This is a genomic window from Aquihabitans sp. McL0605, assembly GCF_049993875.1.
In the GTDB taxonomy this organism is placed as follows: Bacteria; Actinomycetota; Acidimicrobiia; order Acidimicrobiales; family Iamiaceae; genus Aquihabitans.
Genome location: NZ_CP188252.1, coordinates 4009474 through 4031802, shown reverse-complemented (window position 1 = coordinate 4031802; position 22329 = coordinate 4009474). Strand labels below are relative to the sequence as shown.

At 71.6% G+C, this 22329-nt stretch carries 22 protein-coding genes, 1 tRNA gene and 1 other RNA gene; 12 read left to right on the top strand and 12 right to left on the bottom strand.

The features are described 5' to 3' along the window. Positions 1-74: 74 nt before the first annotated feature. The 4 genes from ACPPVX_RS18660 to ACPPVX_RS18645 all read right to left on the bottom strand — a co-directional run bounded on the left by ACPPVX_RS18660 (position 75) and on the right by ACPPVX_RS18645 (position 3881). Complete coding sequence (locus ACPPVX_RS18660; RefSeq protein WP_426572086.1) at positions 75-1121, bottom strand: alcohol dehydrogenase catalytic domain-containing protein; 1047 nt, start codon at positions 1119-1121, stop codon at positions 75-77. Between the two features lie 101 nt (positions 1122-1222). Next, positions 1223-2032 (bottom strand): anti-sigma factor, encoded by an 810-nt coding sequence (locus ACPPVX_RS18655; RefSeq protein WP_426572085.1) that lies wholly within the window; start codon positions 2030-2032, stop codon positions 1223-1225. After that, positions 2029-2610, bottom strand: a complete 582-nt coding sequence (locus ACPPVX_RS18650; protein WP_426572084.1) for an RNA polymerase sigma factor — start codon at positions 2608-2610, stop codon at positions 2029-2031. The genes ACPPVX_RS18655 and ACPPVX_RS18650 overlap by 4 nt, the downstream gene beginning before the upstream one ends. 65 nt (positions 2611-2675) lie before the next feature. Next, the gene (locus tag ACPPVX_RS18645) at positions 2676-3881 is read right to left on the bottom strand and encodes a class I SAM-dependent RNA methyltransferase (RefSeq protein WP_426572083.1); all 1206 of its coding nucleotides are present in this window, start codon (positions 3879-3881) and stop codon (positions 2676-2678) included. A 53-nt stretch (positions 3882-3934) separates the two neighbouring features. On the opposite strand from ACPPVX_RS18645, the gene rpe reads away from it, so the two are divergent. Together rpe and ACPPVX_RS18635 are read left to right on the top strand one after the other, a co-directional pair. Further along, positions 3935-4642, top strand: coding sequence for a ribulose-phosphate 3-epimerase (gene rpe, locus ACPPVX_RS18640; RefSeq protein WP_426572082.1), 708 nt, complete (start codon positions 3935-3937; stop codon positions 4640-4642). 1 nt (position 4643) lies between these two features. Further along, the gene (locus ACPPVX_RS18635; RefSeq protein WP_426572081.1) at positions 4644-5177 is read left to right on the top strand and encodes a hypothetical protein; all 534 of its coding nucleotides are present in this window, start codon (positions 4644-4646) and stop codon (positions 5175-5177) included. Between the two features lie 49 nt (positions 5178-5226). Here ACPPVX_RS18635 and ACPPVX_RS18630 read toward each other — a convergent pair whose 3' ends face one another. Together ACPPVX_RS18630 and ACPPVX_RS18625 are read right to left on the bottom strand one after the other, a co-directional pair. After that, positions 5227-5832 (bottom strand): ATP-dependent Clp protease proteolytic subunit, encoded by a 606-nt coding sequence (locus ACPPVX_RS18630; RefSeq protein WP_426572080.1) that lies wholly within the window; start codon positions 5830-5832, stop codon positions 5227-5229. A 117-nt stretch (positions 5833-5949) separates the two neighbouring features. Beyond that, a tRNA-Leu gene (locus tag ACPPVX_RS18625) sits at positions 5950-6023 on the bottom strand. A gap of 42 nt (positions 6024-6065) precedes the next feature. On the opposite strand from ACPPVX_RS18625, the gene ACPPVX_RS18620 reads away from it, so the two are divergent. Both ACPPVX_RS18620 and ACPPVX_RS18615 read left to right on the top strand, forming a co-directional pair. After that, positions 6066-6893, top strand: coding sequence for an Fpg/Nei family DNA glycosylase (locus tag ACPPVX_RS18620; protein WP_426572079.1), 828 nt, complete (start codon positions 6066-6068; stop codon positions 6891-6893). 113 nt (positions 6894-7006) lie between these two features. Beyond that, positions 7007-8014 (top strand): alanine racemase, encoded by a 1008-nt coding sequence (locus ACPPVX_RS18615; protein ID WP_426572078.1) that lies wholly within the window; start codon positions 7007-7009, stop codon positions 8012-8014. A gap of 199 nt (positions 8015-8213) precedes the next feature. On the opposite strand, the gene rdgB is transcribed toward ACPPVX_RS18615, so the two are convergent. From rdgB to ACPPVX_RS18595, 4 genes are all read right to left on the bottom strand, one after another. Beyond that, complete coding sequence (gene rdgB, locus ACPPVX_RS18610; RefSeq protein WP_426572077.1) at positions 8214-8816, bottom strand: RdgB/HAM1 family non-canonical purine NTP pyrophosphatase; 603 nt, start codon at positions 8814-8816, stop codon at positions 8214-8216. Positions 8817-8819: 3 nt separating this feature from the next. Then, the gene (gene rph / locus ACPPVX_RS18605; protein ID WP_426572076.1) at positions 8820-9551 is read right to left on the bottom strand and encodes a ribonuclease PH; all 732 of its coding nucleotides are present in this window, start codon (positions 9549-9551) and stop codon (positions 8820-8822) included. Between the two features lie 78 nt (positions 9552-9629). Further along, complete coding sequence (murI, locus tag ACPPVX_RS18600) at positions 9630-10475, bottom strand: glutamate racemase (protein WP_426572075.1); 846 nt, start codon at positions 10473-10475, stop codon at positions 9630-9632. A gap of 61 nt (positions 10476-10536) precedes the next feature. Next, complete coding sequence (locus tag ACPPVX_RS18595; protein WP_426572074.1) at positions 10537-11709, bottom strand: hypothetical protein; 1173 nt, start codon at positions 11707-11709, stop codon at positions 10537-10539. Positions 11710-11858: 149 nt separating this feature from the next. Here ACPPVX_RS18595 and ACPPVX_RS18590 point away from each other — a divergent pair, with 149 nt between their 5' ends. From ACPPVX_RS18590 to ACPPVX_RS18580, 3 genes are all read left to right on the top strand, one after another. Continuing rightward, positions 11859-12545: a response regulator transcription factor gene (locus tag ACPPVX_RS18590; protein WP_426572073.1), complete on the top strand. Its 687-nt coding sequence runs from the start codon at positions 11859-11861 to the stop codon at positions 12543-12545. A 6-nt stretch (positions 12546-12551) separates the two neighbouring features. Then, entirely contained in the window at positions 12552-13967 is a 1416-nt protein-coding gene (locus ACPPVX_RS18585; protein ID WP_426572072.1) for a sensor histidine kinase, read from the top strand. Positions 13968-14091: 124 nt separating this feature from the next. Next, the gene (locus ACPPVX_RS18580; protein ID WP_426572071.1) at positions 14092-14922 is read left to right on the top strand and encodes a hypothetical protein; all 831 of its coding nucleotides are present in this window, start codon (positions 14092-14094) and stop codon (positions 14920-14922) included. A 133-nt stretch (positions 14923-15055) separates the two neighbouring features. Here ACPPVX_RS18580 and ACPPVX_RS18575 read toward each other — a convergent pair whose 3' ends face one another. Next, on the bottom strand, positions 15056-16003 hold the full coding sequence (locus ACPPVX_RS18575; protein WP_426572070.1) for a PLP-dependent cysteine synthase family protein: 948 nt from the start codon (positions 16001-16003) through the stop codon (positions 15056-15058). 82 nt (positions 16004-16085) lie between these two features. After that, entirely contained in the window at positions 16086-16502 is a 417-nt protein-coding gene (locus ACPPVX_RS18570; protein WP_426572069.1) for a Mov34/MPN/PAD-1 family protein, read from the bottom strand. Between the two features lie 69 nt (positions 16503-16571). Between ACPPVX_RS18570 and smpB the strand changes: the two genes are divergently transcribed. The 5 genes from smpB (at position 16572) to ACPPVX_RS18545 (ending at position 22303) form a co-directional block, all read left to right on the top strand. Next, on the top strand, positions 16572-17051 hold the full coding sequence (gene smpB / locus ACPPVX_RS18565; RefSeq protein ID WP_426572068.1) for an SsrA-binding protein SmpB: 480 nt from the start codon (positions 16572-16574) through the stop codon (positions 17049-17051). 66 nt (positions 17052-17117) lie between these two features. Then, on the top strand, positions 17118-18419 hold the full coding sequence (locus tag ACPPVX_RS18560; protein WP_426572067.1) for a hypothetical protein: 1302 nt from the start codon (positions 17118-17120) through the stop codon (positions 18417-18419). An 85-nt stretch (positions 18420-18504) separates the two neighbouring features. Then, positions 18505-18891, top strand: a transfer-messenger RNA (tmRNA) gene (gene ssrA / locus ACPPVX_RS18555). 138 nt (positions 18892-19029) lie between these two features. Beyond that, the gene (locus tag ACPPVX_RS18550; RefSeq protein ID WP_426572066.1) at positions 19030-19926 is read left to right on the top strand and encodes an alkaline phosphatase family protein; all 897 of its coding nucleotides are present in this window, start codon (positions 19030-19032) and stop codon (positions 19924-19926) included. A gap of 199 nt (positions 19927-20125) precedes the next feature. Then, entirely contained in the window at positions 20126-22303 is a 2178-nt protein-coding gene (locus tag ACPPVX_RS18545; protein WP_426572065.1) for a glutamine synthetase III, read from the top strand. Positions 22304-22329: the final 26 nt, after the last annotated feature.

The following is a 22329-nucleotide window of genomic DNA, read 5'->3' as shown; positions in this document are numbered from 1 at the left end:
GCCCGGTCCTCGCGACCGGGCCTCGTCGCGCTCAGGCGGACCGGATACACACGAGGTTCGGGAGGTGGTGGCCGTCAGGGTTGGACGACGAGGCGGCCGGCGAGGGAGCCGGCTTCCATGGCCTCATAGGCATCGGTGACGCGCTCGAGGGGGAACGGGACCACGTCGACCACGATGCGGCCCGCGGCGGCCAGGTCGATCACCGCTTGCGCATCGGCCAGGTCTGACCCCTGAAAGGTGAACACCTCGCCGTCGCGGGGCAGCGACCCGTACCAGGGCTTGCGGAGCGTGCCGCCGGCGGCGCCCACGAGCGCCAGCGCTCCCCCGGTGCCGAGCGCCCGCGCCCCGCAGGCGATGGTCTCGTCGGTGCCCACCAGGTCGACCACCGCGTCGGCCCCGTCAGGTCCGAGCACGGTGCGCAGCTGGCGGCCGGTCCCCTCGTCCACACCGTCGATCGCCACGTCGGCGCCGTAGGTCTCGGCCAGGGCCCGCCGGGCCGGGTCGGGGTCGATCGCCACGATCCGGGCACCCGAGACCGCCCGCAGAATCTGGACCACGAAACCGCCGAGGCCACCGACCCCGAGCACCACGACCGTGCCGTCGTCGCGCAGCCTCGGCAGGATGCGGCGCACGGCGTGGTACGAGGTGGCGCCGGCATCGGTGAGCGGGCCACCGAGGACCGGATCGAGCGAGCCGAGGGGCAAGAGCCCCCGCACATCGTCGACCAGCAGGTACTCGGCCAGGCCGCCGTCGCGGCCGTAGCCCCGTCCGACCAGCCCGTTGGGGCACGAGTTCTCCCGGCCGGCCCGGCAGAAGCGGCACGTGCCGCACGAGGCGGGCGAAGCCACCGCCACCGGATCGCCCACGGCCACGGCGTCGACGCCCAGGCCCACCTCGTGCACCCAGCCCGCCGTCTCGTGGCCGAGGGTGAACGGGATCGACCAGCCCAAGCCGTCGCCGATCGCGCCGGGCATCGCCATCATCGCCATGTCGGAGTGGCAGAGCCCGCACGCGGCCACCTTCACGAGCACCTCGCCGGCACCGGGGACGGGCACGGGGACCTCCACCAGCATCGGAGGCTGCTCCCATGCGGTCATCCGAAAGGCACGCATGGTGGACATCGGGCGCCACCGTACGCGAAGCGCCGGGCCCGAGGGCCCGGCGCTCCTGACGTCGCCGCGCCCTGGGGGGGGAGGGCCGGCGTCGATGACCGTGGGGTCGGTCAGACCGTCCCGACCATGACAGGCGGGTTCTGCGAAGAGGCAACGCCAGGGGCCTGCTCCTGGGTGACCATGAACGCCTCGATGCCGCCGATGCGCCCCGGATCGATGGAGAAGGGCACCACCGCCGTCTGGCCGAAGGTGCCGAGCGACAGCACCTTGCCGTCGACCTGGCCCCACAGCTGGTACACGTCGCCGTCGGCCGGGGCGGGGACGCCGTCCATGATCAGGTAGCCCTTGCCGTTGTCGCCGACGACCGCCTTGGCCTCGCCGCCGTCGCCCGCGAGGTGGACCTGGAGCTTGGAGTCGGCGGTGGCGTTGCTGGCGAGCTGTTCGACGGTCTGCGTCTTGGTGTGCTGGCTCTGGATCACCACGACGGCGCCGAGGACCACCACGATGGCCGCCGCGACCCCGAGGATGGCGACCATGGTGCGGGTGGTCAGGCTGCGACGGGATGGGGCATCACCGATGGGGACCACGGTGCTGACGGGCGCCTCGGTACCTTCGGCGGGCACGGGAGCGGCGGTGGGCCCGGGAGCGGCAGCCGCGGCCTCGGCGGTGGGGGCGATCGTCATCCGCATCGGCGGCGCGGGCGGGGAGAGCTCGGACGCGATGCGGTCCCAGATGCCCTCGGGCGCCGGGGCCCCCGACTGCGAGAGCAGGGCGGCGACCTCGCGGTGCTCGGCCACCTCGGCCCGGCAGCGCGGGCACTCGGCCAGGTGGCGCTCGATGCCCTCACGCTCGTCGTCATCGACGGCGTCGAGGGCGTACGCGCCCAGGAGGTCGGTGAACTCGTCCTCGTACTCGCTCATGACCACTCACCCAAGCCCAGGCCGGCGTCGGCGAACTCGCTGCGCAGCCGCTTCAAGCCTGTCCTGATTCGGCTCTTGACCGTACCTTCGGGCTCATCCAACATCACCGCGACCTCTCGGTAGGTGTGGCCCCCGAGGTAGGCCAGCCGGATGGCCTCCCGCTCCCCTTCGGGCAGCGTGGCCAGGGCGTCTCGCACGTGGTCGGCGAGCGAAAGGTCCCACACCTCCCGCTCCAGGTCGTAGCCGCCCTCGGCGGTGCGCCGCAGGTCGTTCTCCTCGCGGCGCCGGCGCGAGGTCTCCGACCGCAGCAGGTCGACCGAGCGGCCGTGGCACTGGGCCAGGAGGTACGACCGCAGCGAGCCTCGGGCCGGATCGAACTTGTCGGGGTCGTTCCACAGGCGGATGAAGACCTCCTGCACGATCTCCTCGGCCATGGCCGCCTCGTTGAGGAGGCGCCGGGCCAGACCGAACACGGCCCCAGCGTGGCGGCGGTACGCCTCCGCGAGCGCATCCTGGTGGTAGCGGCTGACCGCCATCACCAGGGCTGCATCGCTGATCTCACGGATGTCACCGTTCACATCTGGCTCTACGGAGCCGTCAGCGCCGGCGGATGAGATCTCCTCAGGAGATCCGGGGGGGTCGGTCACGGCTGACCGGTACCCGAACCCTGCTTCTTGAACCCCGAGACCACCTCGATGTGGCTGGTGTGCCCGAACAGATCGACCACCGTGGACCCGACGTGCTCGTAGCCGGCGTCGGCCAGGAGCCCTGCGTCTCGCCCGAGCGCGGCCGGATCGCAGCTGACCAGCACGCACAGGTCGGCGCCGGTGCCGGTCACGGCGGCCACGCCCTCGGCGCCCAGGCCGCTGCGGGCGGGGTCGGCCACCACCACGTCAGCCGGGGAGGGCCGCCACTTCGCCATCGCCACCTTCACCAGGCGCACGTCGAGGCCCTCGAGGTTGTGACGGGCATCGGCCACCGCGGCCGCACTGCGCTCGACGCCGACGACCGAGCGCCCGGCGCCGACCGTGCCGGCGAACAGGCCCACGCCCGAGCACAGGTCGACCATGCGCTCGGCGTCCGGTGCGTGGAGGTCGATGAGCTCGCTCACGGCCGTCACCAGGGCCTCGGCGCCCTCGGGGCTGGCCTGGAAGAACGACTTGGCCGAGACCCGCCACGTGCGCCCGGCCGCCTCCTCGTGGATCCACACGCGGTGGCCGCCCCGGAGATCGCCCTCGCCCACCACAGCCACGCCCTCGGGGACGCGGGTCCCCTTGCCCGTGGGCCCGACGACCACCATGCGCTCACCCGTGCGGGCCCCGACGCGGATCACGATGTTGGCGCCCGGGGTGAACCGGCCGCGCTGGATGATCTCGTCGACCAGCGGGTGGACCACCAGGCAGGTGTCGATGGCGAACAGGTCGTGCGAGCGGCGCCGGTGGAACGCGAAGCGGCCGTCCGGGTCGGCGATGCCGCGCACGGTGGTGCGCAGGGCAGCGGCCGGCAGGCGGGTGCCCGAGCGGACCTGCGGGTCGACGACGCGGCCGGACCGAGCGAGCACGTCGGAGACGATCCCGAGGCGCAGCCGGTGCTGGGCCTCCTCCTCGACGTGCTGCCAGTCGCAGCCACCGCAGCCGAGGGCCACGTTGGGGCACGGCGGCTCGACCCGATCGGGCGACGGCTCCAGCACGTCGACCACCGAGCCCCGGGCGAACGACTTCTTCTCGTCGCTCAGCTCGACGGTGACGGTCTCGTCGGGAAGGGCTCCGGCGATGAACACGACCCGGCCCGAAGGCTCCCGTGCGACCGCCTCTCCGCCCACCGCCATGGAGGTGGTCCGAAGCTCCACCGTCGTCACATCCCGCAGCCTACCGGTACGCGGGCGGGCCATAGGATGCCCGGGTGCCAACCGACGCTGCGCCCCGCCCGATCCACATCGCTCCTTCGGTCCTGCCCGCCGACTTCTCGAAGATGGGCGACGAGCTGCGGGCCCTCGCCGACGCCGGCGTCGACCGCATCCACTGGGACGTCATGGACGGCCAGTTCGTCCCCAACATGACCTTCGGGCCCGGCATGATCGCCGCCTGCCGCGCTGCGGTCGACCTGCCGTTCGAGGCCCACCTCATGGTCAACACCCCCGAGGTGCTGCTCCACGAGTACATCGAGGCGGGCTGCCAGCTGATCACCATCCACGCCGAGTCCACCGTCCACCTCCACCGGTGCCTGTCCGAGATCAACGCCGGCGGGTCGCGGGCGGCGGTGACCATCGTGCCGTCGACGCCCATCTCGGCCATCGAGCACATCCTCGACCTGGTCGACATGGTCCTGATCATGACGGTCAACCCCGGCTTCGGCGGCCAGGCCTACATCGCCAGCATGGAGCCCAAGGTCGCCGAGCTGCGGCGCCTCATCCTCGACCGGGGGCTCGACATCGACATCGAGGTCGACGGCGGGATCGCCCCCAGCACCATCGCCGACGCCACCACGGCCGGCGCCAACGTGTTCGTCGCCGGCAGCGCGCTGTTCCGAGATCCCGCTGGTCTGGCCCACGCCGTCGCCGACCTGCGAACGCGGGCCGAGGCCGCCCAGCACGGCGCCCACGCGGCCTGACGTGCGCCGCCGCTCCCCCGCCACCCTCACCTCGATCGCGCTCGCCGCGCTGGTCGGCGCGGCCGCCCTGGTCGGCTGCTCCCACCCGACCGGCTCGAAGGCGAAGTTCTGCGCCCAGGTGCGCAAGGTGCCTGCCCTCGAGTCGGTGCTGGCCCACTTCAGCGAGACCGATCCCGACGTCTTGAACGACCGCATCACCAAGGCGCGCGCCGCCTACGACCAGCTCACCGAGGACGCGCCGTCGGCCATCGACGTCCAGACCGACCAGGTGGTCAAGCTGGTCGACGACATCCTCGACGCGGTGGAGCAGCACCCCACCGATCCCGCCAAGGCCGCCGCCCAGCTGCGCAAGGCGGTGGCCGTCGACAAGCAGGTGGGCGCGGCCCGCACCAAGGTGGCCGCCTACGCCAAGACCGAGTGCGGGGTGCAGCTCGACGCCACGCTGACCGACAGCCCCACCACCACGACGGCTCCGGTGGGCGGCTCCACCACCACGGCACCGCCGACGTCGGGCAGCACCACCACCACGGGCTGAGGCGGGACCGGCTGGGGCGGACCCCCGTCGGACCCGCCCGCGCGGTGCGTCAGTCGTCGCCGAGCGCGGCTCGGCGGGTGATCACGTTGTCGATGATCCCGTAGTCCTTGGCCTGCTCGGCCGTGAACCACCGATCGCGCTCGGAGTCTTCTTCGATCTGCTCGACCGTCTGGCCCGAGTGCTCGGCGATCTTCTCCGCCATGAGGCGCTTGATGTAGAGCATCCGCTCGGCCTGGATGGCGATGTCGGAGGCCTGGCCCTGGAAGCCGCCCGAGGGCTGGTGCATCATGATCTGGCTGTGGGGCAGGGCGGACCGCTTCCCGGCGGTGCCGGCGCACAGCAGGAACTGGCCCATGCTGGCGGCGAGACCCATGCACACCGTGGCCACGTCGGCCGTGACGAACTGCATGGTGTCGTAGATGGCCATGCCCGCCGAGATCGAGCCGCCGGGCGAGTTGATGTAGAGGAAGATGTCCTTCTCGGAGTCCTGCCCGTCGAGGTACAGGATCTGCGCCGCGAGCTGGTTGGCGATCGTGTCGTTGACATCGGTGCCGAGGAAGACGATCCGCTCCTTGAGGAGGCGGTTGTAGATGTCGGAGCCGGGGTCGAAGCCTCCGGGGCCCTGGAGGGTCGGCATCGGGAACGGGGTATCCATAGCGGCGCAGGCTAGCGGCCACCTGACGCCTTCCCGCGACCCCGCGCCCACCCCCGAGCTTCGTACGGATCCTGTCGCCCACGACCCGGACCCACACGAAGTTTGATGGGGGCTCGGTGCCGACGGCGCGACTCGAACGCGCACTGGCCAGGACCTAAACCTGGTGCCTCTGCCAATTGGGCTACGCCGGCGAGGTGGCCGATGGTACCGGCGATCTGCCACCCTCCTGATCCATGCCCGAGGGTCACACCATCCACCGACTGGCCCGAGACCAGCGAGCCGACCTCGCCGGGCGGGCGCTCCACGTGTCCAGCGCCCAGGCCCGGTCCGAGGCCACCGCGGCGGTGCTCGACGGGCACGTCCTGCGCCGCACCGAGGCGTGGGGCAAGCACCTGTTCCTCACGTTCGACTCGCGAGAGGTGCTGCACGTCCACCTGGGCCTGATCGGCAAGTGGTTCCGCCGCCTGCCCGACGAGGTCGACGGGGCCCTCCCAGCGCCCACCGCCACCACCCGGCTGCGGCTCGAGCCCGCCGACCCGTCCGCAGGGGACGAGACGCTGGCGTGGGATCTGATCGGTCCGATGCTCGCCCGGGCGATCAGCCCCGCGGAGAAGCGGGTGGTCACCGCCAAGCTGGGCCCCGATCCCCTCCGCAAGGATGCCGACCCGGACCGCACCTGGGCGCGCTTGCAGCGCAGCGACAAGCCGGTCGGCCTGCTGCTCATGGAGCAGGACGTGGTGGCCGGCATCGGCAACGTGTACCGGTCCGAGCTGCTCAACATCGTCGGCGTCGACCCGCGCCGCGCCGGCCGAGCGGTGGAGCGCGACGAGTTCGACCGGCTCTGGGCGGAGACGGTCCGCCAGCTGAGGCTCGGGGTCCGCCGCAACCGCATCGTCACGATGGACGCCGACGAGCTCCCCCGCCCGCTGTCGAAGCTGCGGCGCGGCGAGGGCCGCTTCGTCTACAAGCAGGACCGCTGCGGCCGCTGCGGCACCGAGCTCGACATCTACCCGCTCGCCGGCCGCACCACCTGGTCCTGCCCTCACTGCCAACCCCGCTGACCCCTCTCACCACCTGCCCTCGCGCCTCCCCGCTGCCCACCCCGAACTTTTCGTGAGGTGGGTGGCACCGCAACGAACTTCACGAAAAGTTCGAGGTGGGTAGGGTCCGGCGGATGCGCATCGACGAGCTGCCCACGCCGGCGTTGGTGGTCGATCTCGACCTGCTCGACGCCAACATCGCCCGGATGGGGGCGGCCTGGCCGGGCACCCGCCTGCGGCCCCACGCTAAGGCCTTCAAGTGCACGTCGTTGGCCCGGCGCCTAGCCGACGCCGGCCACACCGCCTTCTGCACGGCGACGCTGCGCGAGATCGCTGGGCTCGCCGCCGCCGGGCTGGGCGACGACCTCCTCCTCGCCAACGAGGTGGTCGACGCCGACCGGCTGCGGGCCGTGATCGAAGGGGCGCCCGACGCCCGCATCACCATCGCCGTCGACTCCGTCGAGACCATCGACGCGGCCGCCCGCGCCGGCGTGCACGAGGTGCTGATCGATGTGAACGTGGGCATGCCCCGCTGCGGGTGCGACCCGGCCGACGCTGGCCGCCTGGCCGATGCGGCTCGGGCCCGAGGGCTCGTCGCCCGGGGCGTCATGGGCTACGAGGGGCACCTCATGACCGAGCCCGTCGACCAGGGCGCCAAGGTCGAGTCGGCCATGGCGCTGCTCCTCGATGCCCACGACCAGGTCGGCGGCGACGTCATCTCGGGCGGCGGGACGGGCAGCTGGAGCAAGAACCACTGGGTCACCGAGCTGCAGGCTGGCAGCTTCACCCTGATGGACACGCACTACGAGGCGGCCGGCGTCGGCTTCGCCAAGGCGATGCGCCTGCAGCTCACCGTCGTGTCGGTGAACGGCACGGGCGGGTGGGCCACGGCCGACGGCGGGCTCAAGGCGCTCGGCATGGACCACGGCAACTCATCGATCGACGGCGCCGACATCTGGTACCACGCCGACGAGCACACGGTGTTCTCGATGCGCGACGGCGCTCCCCTCCCGGCCGTGGGCGACCGGGTCACGGTGTGGCCCGCCCACGTCGACCCCACCGTCTCCCAGCACGAGCAGCTGTGGGTCACCCGGGGCGACGAGGTCGTCGACCGCTGGCCCGTCGACCTCCGCAACTGGTGACCGCAACCCCCGTCCAGCACTCGCCCGACCGAACTTGTTGCCGCCAGTGCTGAATGGAGCACTCCGTGCAACAACTTCGTGCGGGCACCACGCACAGATCTGAACTTGTTGCCGCCAGTGCTCCACCCAGCACTCCGTGCAACAAGTTCGTGGGGGTGGGACCGGTGGAGGCTGGCGGTCCGGTCCGGTCGGGTCTGGTCTAGGCGGTGCGGTGGTCGAGCTGGGCGAGGAGGGAGCGGAGCGCTCGGCCGCGGTGGCTGATGGCGTGCTTCTCGTCCTGGGACATCTCGCCGAAGGTGCGGCCGTCGCCGTCGACGGGGATGAACACCGGGTCGTACCCGAAGCCGCCGGGGCCGCGGGGCGCCTCGGCGATGTGGCCCTCGACCGCGCCGGCGGCCACCACCTCGGACCCGTCGGGGTAGCGGAGCACCACCACGGCCCGGAACCGGGCGGTGCGGTCAGCCGGGTCGGGGCGGTCGGCCAGCGCGGCCAGCAGCTTGTCGACGTTGTCCTGGTCGGAGGCACCCTCGCCGGCGTACCGCGCCGACCACACGCCTGGGGCGCCGTCGAGCGCGTCGACCTCGAGCCCCGAGTCGTCGGCCACCGCCGCCAGGCCGGTGGCCTCGACGAGGGCGACGGCCTTCAGCCGCGAGTTGCCTTCGAACGTGTCGTCGTCCTCGACCACGTCGGGGACCTCGGGGGGCCGGGGCACCAGCTCCAGGTGGGAGCCGAGGATCTCGACGATCTCGGCCGCCTTCTTGGGGTTGGCCGAGGCCAACACGATCGGCGTGCGCTCGGCCATGGATCAGCGAGCGGTGGGCGGCGTGGCCAGCACCGAGCGCTGGAGCTCGACGATCTGGGCGATGCCGCCTTCAGCCAGATCGAGCAGAGCATCGAGCTCGGCTCGGGAGAAGGGCTTGCCCTCGGCGGTGCCCTGGACCTCGACGAAGCCCCCCGAGCCGGTCATCACGACGTTCATGTCGGTCTCGGCGCCGGCATCTTCGACGTAGGGCAGGTCGAGCATCGGCGTGCCGGCGATGACGCCGACGGAGATGGCGGCGCACTCGTCGAGCAGCGGGTGGGTGGTGATCTTGCCGGCCTGCATGGTGCGGGTCAGGGCGTCGTGGAGGGCGACGTAGCCGCCGCAGATCGAAGCGGTGCGGGTGCCGCCGTCGGCCTGGAGCACGTCGCAGTCGACGATGACCTGGCGCTCGCCGAGGGCCTTCATGTCGCAGATCGACCGCAGGGAGCGGCCGATGAGGCGCTGGATCTCCTGGGTGCGCCCGGACTGCTTGCCCTTGGCGGCCTCTCGGTTGATGCGCTCGGCGGAGGCGCCCGGGAGCATCGAGTACTCGGCGGTGACCCAGCCCTTGCCCTTGCCCTTCATCCAGCGCGGCACGTTCTCGTCGATCGACGCCGTGCACAGCACCCGGGTGTTGCCGAACGACACCAGGACCGACCCGGCGGCCTGCACGGTGAAGTCTCGCTCGAACGAGATGGGGCGCAGCTGGTCGTTCTGGCGGCCGTCGGCACGCATGGGGGCTCCTGGTGAGGTTGCGGGTGGGGAGGGCGGGCATCCATCGTCGCAGACGGTGCCGGCGCGCACCGATACGGGCTACCCGCCCCAGGGGGCGCGCTCGGCGGAGCCCAGCTCGGGACCGAGCAGCCGTGCGCCCAGCTCCTGGAACCGGTCGACGTCGCCCGACGAGATGAACCGGTGGGTGCCGACGCGGTCGGGTGACGCGGCCAGCGCGGCCGGTTCCCCCTGCGCCGCGGGTCCGCCACCGAACATCGCCAGGGCCTCGAAGGCCGTCTCCTCCGCCGACGACACCAGCACGACGTCGCGGCCGACCACGTCGGTGATCGTGCGAGCCAGGAACGGGTAGTGGGTGCACCCGAGCAGGAGGGCGTCGACCTTCGCCTCGATGACGGGCGCGAGCAGGCGCTCGGCCAGCACGTGCACCTGGTCGGAGCCGGTCTCCCCCCGCTCCACGAACTCCACGAACCCCGGGCACGCCGCCACGGTGAGGTCGACCGCCGCTCCGGAGGCGGCGACGGCCCGCTGGTAGGCGCCGGACCGGACGGTGCCGACCGTGCCGATCACGCCGACGTGGCCGGAGTCGGTGGCCCGCACCAGCGACCGGACACCCGGGTCGATCACGCCCATCACGGGCACGTCGAGCTCGTCGCGCAGGGCCTCGAGGGCAGCGGCCGCCGCCGTGTTGCACGCGACCACGAGGAGCTTCACGTCGTGCTCGTCGACCAGGAACCGGGCGATCTCGTGAGCGAACCCGGCCACCTCCCCGAGCGATCGAGGGCCGTACGGGTACCGCCCGGTGTCGCCCACGTAGACCAGGTCCTCGGCGGGCAGCAGGTCGATGAAGGCTCGGGCCACGGTGAGCCCGCCGAACCCGCTGTCGAACATCCCGATGGGACGGTCGTCGACGGCGGGCGGGGTCACCGCGCCAGGCTACGGCCGGCAGGGGGCACGGTCCGGGTCTGGGCGATCGGGGCCCGCACCGTCAGTCGACGTGGTAGCGGATCGCCTCCTGGCGGCCACCCGCGACCGGAACGTGGTCGGGATCGTCCGATGCCCGCTGGCCCTGGGGGATCGTGCGCACGTCCACCACCCGGTGCCGCACCGGATCCCAGGTGATCCGCATGACGTCGCGCCCGGTCGAGGCGGAGGCGAGCCGGGGCCAGATCCACGTCTCCCAGCGGCCGTTCCACCACCCGAGCGCGGCGGACCACGACTGGCCGGTCCCGCTCGACGGCGCGACCGGCGTGCCCGACGCCACCACCCACGTTCCCAACGTGGGCGCCCGGGCCACGCCCTTCGCCCCGCTCACCTGCCCGGCAGTGGCGGCGCGCACCGGGTTGTCGTGGAGCTGGATCGGGAGCGACCGGTGCAGGGCCGCCCCGCGGCTGCCCTCGGTGCCGATCCGACCGGTGTCCACCGCGATCACGAACGCGCCATGGGGTCGGTCGGTCCCCCACCGGAGGTCGATGGGGATGCGGCGCGTCACCGGACGACCGGGGGCGATCGGCCCCGAGCCCCCTTCGGCCAGCCCACCGCAGTCGAGGGCGGAGGCGTCGCCGAACCGGGCCGGAGCGGGCAGGGCACCGAGCGAGGCCGCCAGCGTTCCCGGACTGCCGTCCCATGCGACCGCGGGACCGACACCAGGACCGCTACCGCCAACGCCGCCACCGGAGGGCCGAGCGGCCGCCGCCCCGTCGGACGGTTCGGCCGGGCGACCCGTGCCGCTGGCGACCACCGCCGCGGTGACGGGCGCGTCGCACGGCCCGGTGCCGGCGACCGTGATCGCCTGGTTGGTGCTGTTGCTGAGCGTGACCTGGAGCCAGATCCTCGTGCCCACGGTCGCGTCGCGGGGCGCGTCGATCCGCAGCTGGAGGCCGGCGGCGTGGACCGTCACGGGGCCGTCGGACAGCTCGGCCGGGTCGGGTCCGGCGATCACCGTCTCGGGCCGGCCCGACCGGGCGTGCTGCTGCGCCACCAGCACCGCCCCGCCCGCCAGGACCACCGCGACGGCGCTCCCCCCGACCGCCGCCCGCCACCGGCGGGAGCGGCGCGGGCGCACGGCGGGTGGCCGGCGGGGGTCGACGGCCAGGCCGATCGGAGGCGCGACCCGGGGCCGGCGATCGACCGGATCGAGCGAGTCTGTGGGATCGAGCATCCTCGCCACCTCCTGGCGGGTGCGCTGGGCCATCCCTTCGCCTCCATGACACACCCGCCGCCGCCTTCGGACCAGTGGGTTCCCGAAGATGCGGGACCTTGCCAGGAAGTTCCCAGGAAGTTCCCAGGAAGTGGTGCGACGATCACCTGGTGACCGGTGAACGACTCCTGCTCGTCGACGACGAGGACAACCTGCGATCCATGCTCGAGGCGGCGCTGCGCCACAGCGGGTTCGAGGTCCACCCTGCGGCCGACGGGCGCGGGGCGCTCGAGGCCCTGCCCGAGGTGAAGCCCGACCTGATCGTCCTCGACGTGATGCTCCCCGACCTCGACGGGTTCGAGGTGTGCCGGCGCCTCCGCTCGACCGGCGACCGGACCCCGGTGCTGTTCCTCACCGCCCGCGACGCCACCGAGGACAAGGTGCGGGGGCTGACGATGGGCGGCGACGACTACCTGGTCAAGCCGTTCAGCCTCGATGAGCTGGTGGCGCGCATCCACGCCGTGCTGCGCCGCACAGGCAGGGCCAAGGAAGGCGCCCTGCTGACCTGCGTCGACCTGCACCTCGACGACGAGGCCCACCTGGTGACCAAGGCCGGCGCCGAGATCGCGCTGTCGCCCACCGAGTACAACCTGCTGCGCTACCTGCTGCTCAACCAGGGCCGGGTGGTGTCGAAGGCGCAGATCCTCGACCACGTGTGGCAGTACGACTTCGGCGGTGACGGCGGCGTCGTCGAGACCTACATCGGCTACCTGCGCAAGAAGCTCGACACCGGCGAGCCCCGCCTGATCCACACGGTCCGCGGCGTCGGATACACCATCCGCGAACCGAGGACCTGAGCCTCCATGTCCCTCCGCGCCCGCCTCCTGCTCGGCATGGCCGTCGTCGCCGTGGTGCTGGTGATCGCCTCCCTGTCGATCAACCGCGCCACCGAGCGCAACCTGGTGGCGCAGATCGACAAGCAGCTCGACCGCTCGGCCGACCAGGCGCGCATCGGGCGCTACGGCGACCGCGGCTACAACGGGTACAACGGCTCCGACGACGGCAGGGGGCCGCCGACCGCGCTCTACGTCGCCTCCATCGACCCCCAGACCGGTCGGCTCGTCACCCTCAACGTGCCCACCACCAGCGACGACGACCTGGGCACGCCGTCCATCACCGCGGCCGAGGTGACCGATCACGTGGGCGAGGGCGCGTTCACCGTCGGGGCCACCAGCTCGGGCGTGCGGTACCGCGCCCTGGCCCGCGCCGAGGGCCCGGGCCGGCGGGTGACGCTGTTCGCCCAGCCGCTCTACGAGGTGGACGAGTCGATCAACCGGCTCCTCACCATCCAGGCCATCGCCGCCGCGATCATCCTGGCCACGCTCGGCCTGGTCACGTTCTGGGTGCTGCGCCTGGGCGTCCGCCCCGTGAAGCAGATGACCGACGTGGCGAAGGCGATCGGCGATGGCGATCTGTCGCAGCGGATCCCCGAGACCGTGCCGGGCACCGAGGCCGGTGAGCTGGGCATCGCCCTCAACCACATGATGGGCCGCATCGAGTACGCGTTCGACGAGCGAGCCCGCTCCGAGGGGCGCCTGCGCCAGTTCGTCGCCGACGCGTCGCACGAGCTGCGCACCCCGGTGACCACCATCCGGGGCTACGCCGAGCTGTACCGCCTCGGTGGCCTGCAGACGGACCACGACCTCGACGAGGCCATGCGCCGCACCGAGCAGGAGGCCACCCGGATGGGCCAGCTGGTGAGCGACCTGCTCGACCTGGCCCGCCTCGACCAGGGCCGGCCGCTGAGCATGGGTCCCGTCGACCTCTCGGCCCTGGCGGCCGACGCCGTCGCTGATGCCAAGGCGGTGGAGCCCGCCCGCCCGATCGAGCTCGACGCACCCGAGCCGGCCGTCGTCGTCGGTGACGAGGCCCACCTGCGCCAGATCCTGGCCAACCTGGTGGCGAACGCCCGGGTCCACACCGACGTCGGCACGCCGGTGCGCGTCGCCGTCCGCGGGGACACCGACCAGGTGGTGCTCGAGGTCGCAGATCGAGGGGACGGCATGGCGCCCGAGGTGGCCGCCCACGCGTTCGAGCGCTTCTACCGGGCCGATCCGGCCCGGACCCGCAACCGGGGCGGATCGGGGCTCGGCCTGTCGATCGTGGCGGGCACGGTGGCCGCCCACGGGGGCTCGATCGCCCTCGAGACCGCCCCCGGCCAGGGCACGACGATCCGCATCACGCTCCCGCGCACGCCGGCCACCCCGCTTCCCGCTTGAGCCGGCGCTCGATCCTGCCGATGGTGCTCTCGGGAAGATGTTCCCCAGCTCACAGCGATCTCACAGGTTGGCCTGGTTGACTCCAGGTGCCCCCGGAGACCCATCGCCAACAGAGGGACACGCAATGCGCAAGCAGAAGACGATCGCCGCGGCCGCCATGGCCGCCGCCCTGGCCGGCGGGACGCTCATCGGCGCCACGCTCGGCAACCCGCTGGCATCGGGCGCCGAGTCCGGCGCGGGAGCCACCACGACCACCACGGCGGCCAACGGCACCACCGCCCCCGGCCAGACCGGCACCGCCCCCGACAAGGGCGGCGACCACCGGGGCCCGGGTGGCTTCCGTGGCGGCATGGGCATGGACCTCGACACCGCCGCCAAGGCCCTCAACATGACCACCGAGCAGCTGCAGACCCAGCTGAAGGCGGGCAAGAGCCTGGCCGACGTGGCCAAGGCCCAGGGCGTCGACAAGCAGAAGGTGATCGATGCGCTCGTCGCCGCCGGCAACGCCCGTCTCGACAAGGAGAAGGCGGCGCTGCCCGACCAGGTGGCCAAGATCGTCGACGGCACCCTGCCGGCCGGAGCCTTCGGCGGGCCCGGTGGCTTCCGTGGCGGGCCTGGCGGCTTCGGTCGGGGCGGCTTCGGCTTCGGTCCGTCGCTCGACGTCGCCGCCAAGGCGATCGGCATCTCCGAGGACGATCTGCGGACCGCCCTCGAGGGCGGCAAGACCATCGCCCAGGTGGCCAAGGACAAGGGCGTCGACCAGCAGAAGGTGATCGACGCACTGGTCGCCGACGCCAAGGCCAAGACCGCCGCCGCGGTCAAGGACAAGAAGATGACCCAGGCCCAGGCCGACAAGGTCAACGCCGCGGCCACCGACCGCATCACCAAGTTCGTCACCGAGGGTCGGCCCAAGGGCGACCACGACGGCCCGCCTCCCGGCGGCGGGGGCCACTGACCCGCAGGTCCCCAGAGAACGCGCGACGCCCAGGTCCCTGTCCGGAACCTGGGCGTCGTCGCGTCTGGGATGCGCCGCGGCGGACCGCCCACTGATCAGGTTGCCGCCCTGGTGGGACCAGGGTGGGATGTCGCTAGAAGTAGATGATCTTCTTGGCCCGGTCGACGACCTCGTCGATGGGCCCGGTCCAGGCGCCGGTGCTGAGGTACTTCCAGCCGCCGTCGCAGGCGATGGTGACGATCACGCCTTCGTCGATGGCAGCCGCGCACTTCACCGCGCCGGCCATGATCGCCCCCGACGAGATGCCCACGAAGAGGCCGACGTCGGTGAGCTTGCGGATCCACTCGATGGATTCGCGCGGGTGGACGATCATCTTGCGATCCAGGAGGTCGTAGCCGTCCCAGTCGGAGAACACGGGCGGCACGAAGCCCTCATCGATGTTCTTGAGCCCGTCGACCATCTCCCCTGGCGGCGGCTCGATGGCCCACACCTGGATGTCGGGGTTCTGCTCCTTGAGGTACGTGCCGACACCCATGAGCGTGCCGGCGGTGCCGAGCCCGGCGATGAAGTGGGTGACCTCGGGGAGGTCCTTCCAGATCTCGGGGCCGGTGCCCTCGTAGTGGGCACGGGGGTTGGCGTCGTTGCCGTACTGGAAGGGGAACCACCAGTCGGGGTGCTCGGCCGCCATGGCCTTGGCCCGGACCATGGCACCGTTGGACCCCTCGGACGCGGGCGACGGGATGATCTCGGCGCCCCAGATCTCGAGGGCCTGGCGCCGCTCGACGGACACGTTCTCGGGCATGACGACCTTGAACGTGTAGCCCCGCATCTTGCAGATCATGGCGAGGGCGATGCCGGTGTTGCCCGACGACGACTCCAGCACGACCGAACCGGGCTGGAGCAGCCCCTCGCGCTCGGCGTCCTCGATCATCGACTTGGCGGCGCGGTCCTTGACCGACCCGCCCGGGTTCTGCCCCTCGAGCTTGCAGTAGATCTTGACCCGCGGGTTGGGGCTGAGTGCGCTGATGTCGACGATCGGCGTGTTGCCGATGAGGTCGGTGACGCTGGCGTAGACCGCCACGACGTGCTCCTCGAAAGGTGACTGGGACGGTCGGGATTCTAGGGGGCGAACGGCGAGGACCCCACACTCGTCTCGCGAGGGATCAGGCCTCGACGATGGCGACGGGCACCTCGACGATGGCGCCATCGTCGAGCAGCCAGGACCGCAGCATCGGCTCCCGGTCGCGGAGCGACACGATCACGTAGTGCCAGCCGAGGAGCAGCGGGTTGTCGGCCTGCTGGACGTCGGTGGGCGACGGGTACGGATCGGTGTGGGTGTGGGAGTGCATGACCCCCACGACATCGATGCCGAGCGGGGCGAACACCCGATCGGCGGCCAGGAACCCGTCGGCGCCGATGGAGTACGTCTTGGCCGACTGGTCGGCGTTGCGCGTGGGCACGAACGAGGAGATCAGATCGCCGCCGACGGGACCGCCCAGCAGGCCGCAGGCCTCGTTGGGCAGCCCGGCGATCGCATGGCGGATCATGTCGAGGTGGGCCGACCGGGCGATGCGCAGCACGGCGTCACCGTAGTGGGCTGGTGGGCGGCCCCGACCGAACGGTGGACCGGCCGGTAGCCTCGCCCCGTCATGGCAACCAAGAGCAACGGCGACATCGTGGTCGCCACCAACCGGCAAGCGCACCGCGACTACGAGATCATCGACACCTGGGAAGCCGGCATCATGCTGAAGGGCAGCGAGGTGAAGTCGCTGCGCGAGGCGAAGGTCCAGCTGCGCGACGCCTACGCCCGGTTCACGGGACGCGAGCTCTTCCTGATCGGCCTGCACATCGCCGGCTACTCCAGCGCCTCGGCGCAGGGCGGCCACGAGCTCGAGCGCTCCCGCAAGCTCCTCCTCCACCAGCACGAGCTGGAGGAGATGAAGGCGCGGGTGGACCAGGAGCACCTCACGCTGGTCCCGCTCTCGCTGTACTTCAAGGGCGGCCGGGCCAAGCTCGAGCTGGGGATGGGCAAGGGCCGCAAGCACTACGACAAGCGCCAGGCGATCGCCAAGCGAGACTCCGACATGGACGCCAAGCGGGCCATGGCCGCCCGCCGCCGCGAGGAGTAGGCCTCCGACCTGCGCCGGGGCACGACGCGCTCAACCGCGGGCGCCGAACGGCCGATACAAGGCCCCATGAGCACCACTGGCGGCAACGGCGACGGGAACGACCCGGTGCCCGGCGAGCACGAGGTGCCGTTCTGGCACCACGACCTCCTTCCCGAGCCGGCCCCGCCGGCCGCGACGGACCCGGCGACGATGGGCGCTCCGCTGCACCCGGACGGGCCCGCCACCTGGGATCCCCAGCCCGCCGGACCGCACGCGGCGGCGGGGCTGCCCCCGACGGCGCCGCCTCCGCCGGCCGCCGACGCGGGGTGGGGTGCCCCTGCGGCTCCTGCGCCTCCGCTCCACCACGACTGGGACGCCCCCGCCGCGCCCCCGCCCCCGCTCGACCACGCCTGGGACGCGCCGACCGCCCAACCGGCCGCCACCCCGTGGGGCCCGCCGGCAGCGGCTCCTCCCCCACCGCCCCCACCGACCGCGATCCCCTGGGGTGCCCCCGCGGCCGGGCCTCCGCCTCCACCCCCGCCCGGCTCCGCCTGGGGCACGGGTGGATGGATCGCGCCACCGCCGATGGCACCGACACCTCCCGAGCGCTCCCGCATGGGGACGCCGGTGATCGTGGCCGTGCTGGCCGTCGTCGCCCTCATCGGGGCGATGGTGTTCGTCGTCGCCACCCACGACGACGCCAAGCCCCGGTCCAGCGCCGCCGGCAGCGACCTCGTCGACAGCGGCTCGGACGGCAGCGGATCGCTCGCGGACTCGATCGATGCCGAGGCGCTCACGGCGCAGCTGAAGTCGTTCGTGCCCGACACGGTCGACCTGGCCGGTATCAAGGGCATCAGCCGGGAAGGGGCCCGGTGGCAGGTGGTCGACGAGCAGACCATCCCTCCGTCCGACACCGTCCCCGACTGCGCGCCGGACGTGAAGCCCGCCCAGGGCGGCTTCGGTCGCCAGTGGGGCCTCGGCGATGCGGACGGCCACATCCACGGGCAGCTCGTCGTCACGATCGTGAAGTACGACACCCCGGCCGACGCCAGCGCTGCTGTCGAGGCACGAGGGGCCAAGGCCTACGAGGCGTGCTACCTCGCCCAGCGCGAGGACGAGCTCCGGGAGACGGCCGGCACCGACGATGTCGATCCGGTCGTGGTGACGAAGAAGGTCGCCGAGGCGTCCCCCTCCGCCGCGCTGACCCGGATCTCCACCTCCGAGGGGTTCCGGGTGCGAGGCCAGGCCTGCGTCCACTACATCGACGCCTCCTGGCGCCAGGTCGGCGCCCGCGTGATCGCCACGGACTTCAGCACCTGCTTGAACCCGTTCGACCCGAAGGCGGAGCTGCAGGTCGAAGCGGCGATCGCCGGCCAGATGCAGGGCTGAGCGACGCCTGGTGGGCCGATGCTCCCCGACCAGTACGATGGTTCCCCTGCTCACCACCACGTGCTCGTGGGCAGTTGCTTGACAAGGGGCTGACCGGTTTCGACGTGGGGACTGGGAGCCGGACGTGCGACCCGAGTTGCTCAGACTCGTTAAACGGGGCACAAACAGAAGCGCCAAGGGCGACTTCGCTCTCGCCGCCTGATCATTCACTGATCTAGCCAAGAGAGACATCGTGACCAGCAATGGCGCACGGGGCCTGACCACTACAGCCCGGCAACAGAAGTAGGGGTTGACGGCGGGAAAGACCGCTGACGGTGAGAAAGACCACTGACATCTCGGAAAGACGAGGCGGAGGGCGCAAGCCCAGCTGACCCGGCAGTGAGCCAGCCGCCACGGCTCGATCACGGGAACGGTCGTAGCGCGGTCGTCAACCGCTTCGCGGACGGGAGTTCGATTCTCCCCAGCTCCACCAGGTGATGTGCGTGGCATCCCGGACACCCTGAACCGTCGGTTCGGGGTGTCTTGTGGTTTTGCCGGACGGGGGATGGACGCGCTGGCGACCTGGCGCGACGCTGATCCGGTGTTCGCTTCGCGTACGAGGAGGATGGGCGTGGCCCCAGTTCTCGTCGCACTGGGCGCTCTTGCGGTGCTCAGCAGCGGGCTGGCCGGGTGCGGCCTGTCCGCCGCGGCACCCTGCAACCGCACCGGCCGACCGCCGACCCGCTACCAGCACGTCCTGGTGCTGGTCGAGGAGAACAGGACCTGGTCGGGCGGCGGGACCCCTGCCGTGGGCCTGGGTTTCTCCGCCCGCAAGATGCCGTTCCTCCACGGGCTCGCCGCCAAGTGCAGCTACTTCCGGGACTGGTCCGAGACCAACTCGCGCCAGAGCAGCCTCACCCAGTACATCGGCCTCACGTCAGGCGTCTCGAACCCCAACACGGTGAACGACTGCCGCCCGTCCGCCACGTGCCAGTCAACCGACAACAACATCTTCCGGCAGGTCCGCAACGCCGGTGGCACGCCCCGCAACTACGTGGACGGCGCCACGACACCGTGCAGCACCGGCAGCAACGCGACCAAGCACATCCCTGCGCTGTACTACCTGGCGCCCCAGGACGCGTCGCACTGCACCACAGAGGTCCGCCCGCTGCGGAACCTCAACCCGGACCGCCTCCCGACCTTCGCCCTCATCACGCCGGACGAGTGCAACGACGGACACGACTGCTCGGACAGCACGGTCGACGGGTTCGCCAAGCGGCTCTTGACCCGCATCCTCGACGGCGCGTCCTATCGGCAGGGCAAGACCCTGGTCGTCGTGGTCTACGACGAGGACCGTGCCGTGCCGAACCTCATCATCGCCCCCGCTTCGCACCGAGGGGCGATCTCCTCGGTCGTCGGCTCGCACGCCGGCCTCCTCAAGACGGTCGAGCAGGTGCTCGGCCTCCCCGTGATGCAGCAGGGTCAGCTGCCTGGGGCCGTCAGCCTCCGCAGCCCGGCCAACATCTGACGGCAGCGACGGCGGGCGCGGCGGAGCGGCGACCGCCCGCCGATGAGCATCGCCCGATCGCTGCAGTGAGGCCCACCGGCAGCGTTCACGGCGACGAAACAGTCCTGACTCAGGCCCTCCGTAGGTTGCCGACGACAGATCGGGCGCACCCCGGCCAACGCCCTGGACCGGATCGCCCAGCAACCGCTGAGGAGCGACGATGAGTGGCAGCAAGCACCGACTCAAGGCGATCGAGAACGTGAGGACGGCCGTCTCCCCGGCGTCGTTCTGGTCCATCGACGATGCCCCGGGTGAGATCTTCGGATCCAACGTCTTCAGCAAGGCCGTGATGCAGAAGCGCCTGCCCAAGCCGGTGTTCAAGTCGGTCATGTCCACCATCGAGCAATCGATGCCGCTCGATCCCGAGATCGCCGACATCGTCGCCTCCGCGATGAAGGACTGGGCCCTGGAGAAGGGGGCCACCCACTACGCGCACGTCTTCTACCCGCTGACCGGCCTCACCGCCGAGAAGCACGACAGCTTCTTCGAGCCGGGGGGCGACGGCAGCAGCATCGCCGAGTTCGCCGGCAAGACCCTCGTGCAGGGCGAGCCCGACGCCTCGAGCTTCCCCAACGGCGGCCTGCGCGCCACGTTCGAAGCCCGCGGCTACACCGGCTGGGACGTGACCAGCCCGGCGTACATCCTCGAGAACCCCAACGGGAACACGCTGTGCATCCCCACGGTGTTCGTGTCGATGACCGGTGAGGCCCTCGACCACAAGACCCCGATCCTCCGGTCGCAGCAGGCCATGGCCAAGCAGGCCGAGCGCGTCCTCAAGCTGTTCGGGCACGAGGAGCCCGATGCGGTGGTGTCGTTCGCCGGTGCCGAGCAGGAGTACTTCCTGATCGACCGCAGCTTCTTCACGGCCCGCACCGACCTGCTCAGCTCGGGGCGCACCCTCTTCGGCGCCAAGCCGCCCAAGGGCCAGGAGTTCGACGACCACTACTTCGGGGCCATCCCCGAGCGCGTCCTCGCCTTCATGTTCGATGCGGAGAACGAGCTGTTCAAGCTGGGCATCCCCGCCAAGACCCGGCACAACGAGGTGGCTCCCGGCCAGTTCGAGATCGCCCCGATGTTCGAGCGGTCGAACGTGGCCGCCGACCACCAGCAGCTCCTCATGGTGATCATGAAGCGCGTCGCCCAGAAGCACGGGATGGAGTGCATCTTCCACGAGAAGCCGTTCGACGGGATCAACGGCTCGGGCAAGCACGTCAACTTCTCGCTCGGGAACGCCACCGAGGGCAACCTGCTCCTCCCCGGTGACACGCCGCACGAGAACGCCCAGTTCCTGGTGTTCTGCGCCGCCGTGATCCGCGCCGTGCACAAGTTCGGCGGCCTGCTCCGCTGCTCGGTCGCGTCGGCCACCAACGACCACCGCCTCGGCGCCAACGAGGCCCCGCCCGCCATCATCTCGATCTTCCTCGGCGATCAGCTGGCTGACGTGTTCGACCAGGTGGCGAAGGGCGGGGCCACCAGCTCCAAGGAGAAGGGCACGATCATCATCGGCGCCGACACCCTCCCGGTGCTGCCCACCGATCCGGGTGACCGCAACCGCACCAGCCCCATGGCCTTCACCGGCAACCGGTTCGAGTTCCGTGCCCCCGGCTCGCTGCAGTCGATCGCGGGGCCGATGGTCACGATCAACACGATCCTCGCCGAGGCGCTCGACCACATCGCCACCGAGATCGAGGCGCTCACGGCCGACGGCACCGGGTTCGACGCCGCGGTCCAGAAGGTGCTCGAGCTGGTCATCAGCAACCACGGCGCCGCCGTGTTCAACGGCGACGGCTACTCCGACGAGTGGCAGGACGAGGCGGCCGCCCGCGGCCTCCCCAACCTGCGCACCACGCTCGACGCCCTGCCGGAGCTGATCACGCCCGAGTCGATCGAGCTGTTCAGCCACTACGGGGTGTTCACGGAGCGGGAGATGCACAGCCGCTACGAGATCGCCATGGAGCAGTACGCGCTCAGCATCAGCGTGGAGGCCAAGTCGATGGCGGAGATCGCCACCACGTCGATCCTCCCGGCCGCCACGCGCTACCAGACCGAGCTGGCCACCAACGTCGCCAGCCTCGTGGCCGTAGGCGTCGAGGCCGACACCAGCACCCTCGACGAGGTCTCGGCGCTCATCGCGGACCTCCGGACCGGGATCGCCTCGCTCAAGGCGGCGCTGGGCGCCGACGTGGGCGGATCGGTCGAGGACGAGGCCACCCACGCCGGCAAGGACCTGCTCCCGGCCATGGTGGCCGTGCGGACCGCCGCCGATGCCCTGGAGCACCTGGTCGCCGACGACCTGTGGCCCCTTCCCACCTACGAGGAGATGCTCTTCATCCTCTGAGGTCGGTCGCCTCCGTCTCCCTGCGG

What these genes read in the sequence shown, in the direction of transcription:
- ACPPVX_RS18595 (WP_426572074.1), bottom strand. Translation starts at nt 11,709, where the DNA reads ATGCTCGATCCCACAGACTCGCTCGATCCGGTCGATCGCCGGCCCCGG.
- ACPPVX_RS18630 (WP_426572080.1), bottom strand. Translation starts at nt 5,832, where the DNA reads ATGGATACCCCGTTCCCGATGCCGACCCTCCAGGGCCCCGGAGGCTTC.
- ACPPVX_RS18620 (WP_426572079.1), top strand. Translation starts at nt 6,066, where the DNA reads ATGCCCGAGGGTCACACCATCCACCGACTGGCCCGAGACCAGCGAGCC.
- rph (WP_426572076.1), bottom strand. Translation starts at nt 9,551, where the DNA reads ATGCGTGCCGACGGCCGCCAGAACGACCAGCTGCGCCCCATCTCGTTC.
- ACPPVX_RS18560 (WP_426572067.1), top strand. Translation starts at nt 17,118, where the DNA reads ATGAGCACCACTGGCGGCAACGGCGACGGGAACGACCCGGTGCCCGGC.
- ACPPVX_RS18615 (WP_426572078.1), top strand. Translation starts at nt 7,007, where the DNA reads ATGCGCATCGACGAGCTGCCCACGCCGGCGTTGGTGGTCGATCTCGAC.
- ACPPVX_RS18660 (WP_426572086.1), bottom strand. Translation starts at nt 1,121, where the DNA reads ATGTCCACCATGCGTGCCTTTCGGATGACCGCATGGGAGCAGCCTCCG.
- ACPPVX_RS18545 (WP_426572065.1), top strand. Translation starts at nt 20,126, where the DNA reads ATGAGTGGCAGCAAGCACCGACTCAAGGCGATCGAGAACGTGAGGACG.
- ACPPVX_RS18580 (WP_426572071.1), top strand. Translation starts at nt 14,092, where the DNA reads ATGCGCAAGCAGAAGACGATCGCCGCGGCCGCCATGGCCGCCGCCCTG.
- rdgB (WP_426572077.1), bottom strand. Translation starts at nt 8,816, where the DNA reads ATGGCCGAGCGCACGCCGATCGTGTTGGCCTCGGCCAACCCCAAGAAG.
- ACPPVX_RS18585 (WP_426572072.1), top strand. Translation starts at nt 12,552, where the DNA reads ATGTCCCTCCGCGCCCGCCTCCTGCTCGGCATGGCCGTCGTCGCCGTG.
- smpB (WP_426572068.1), top strand. Translation starts at nt 16,572, where the DNA reads ATGGCAACCAAGAGCAACGGCGACATCGTGGTCGCCACCAACCGGCAA.
- ACPPVX_RS18655 (WP_426572085.1), bottom strand. Translation starts at nt 2,032, where the DNA reads ATGAGCGAGTACGAGGACGAGTTCACCGACCTCCTGGGCGCGTACGCC.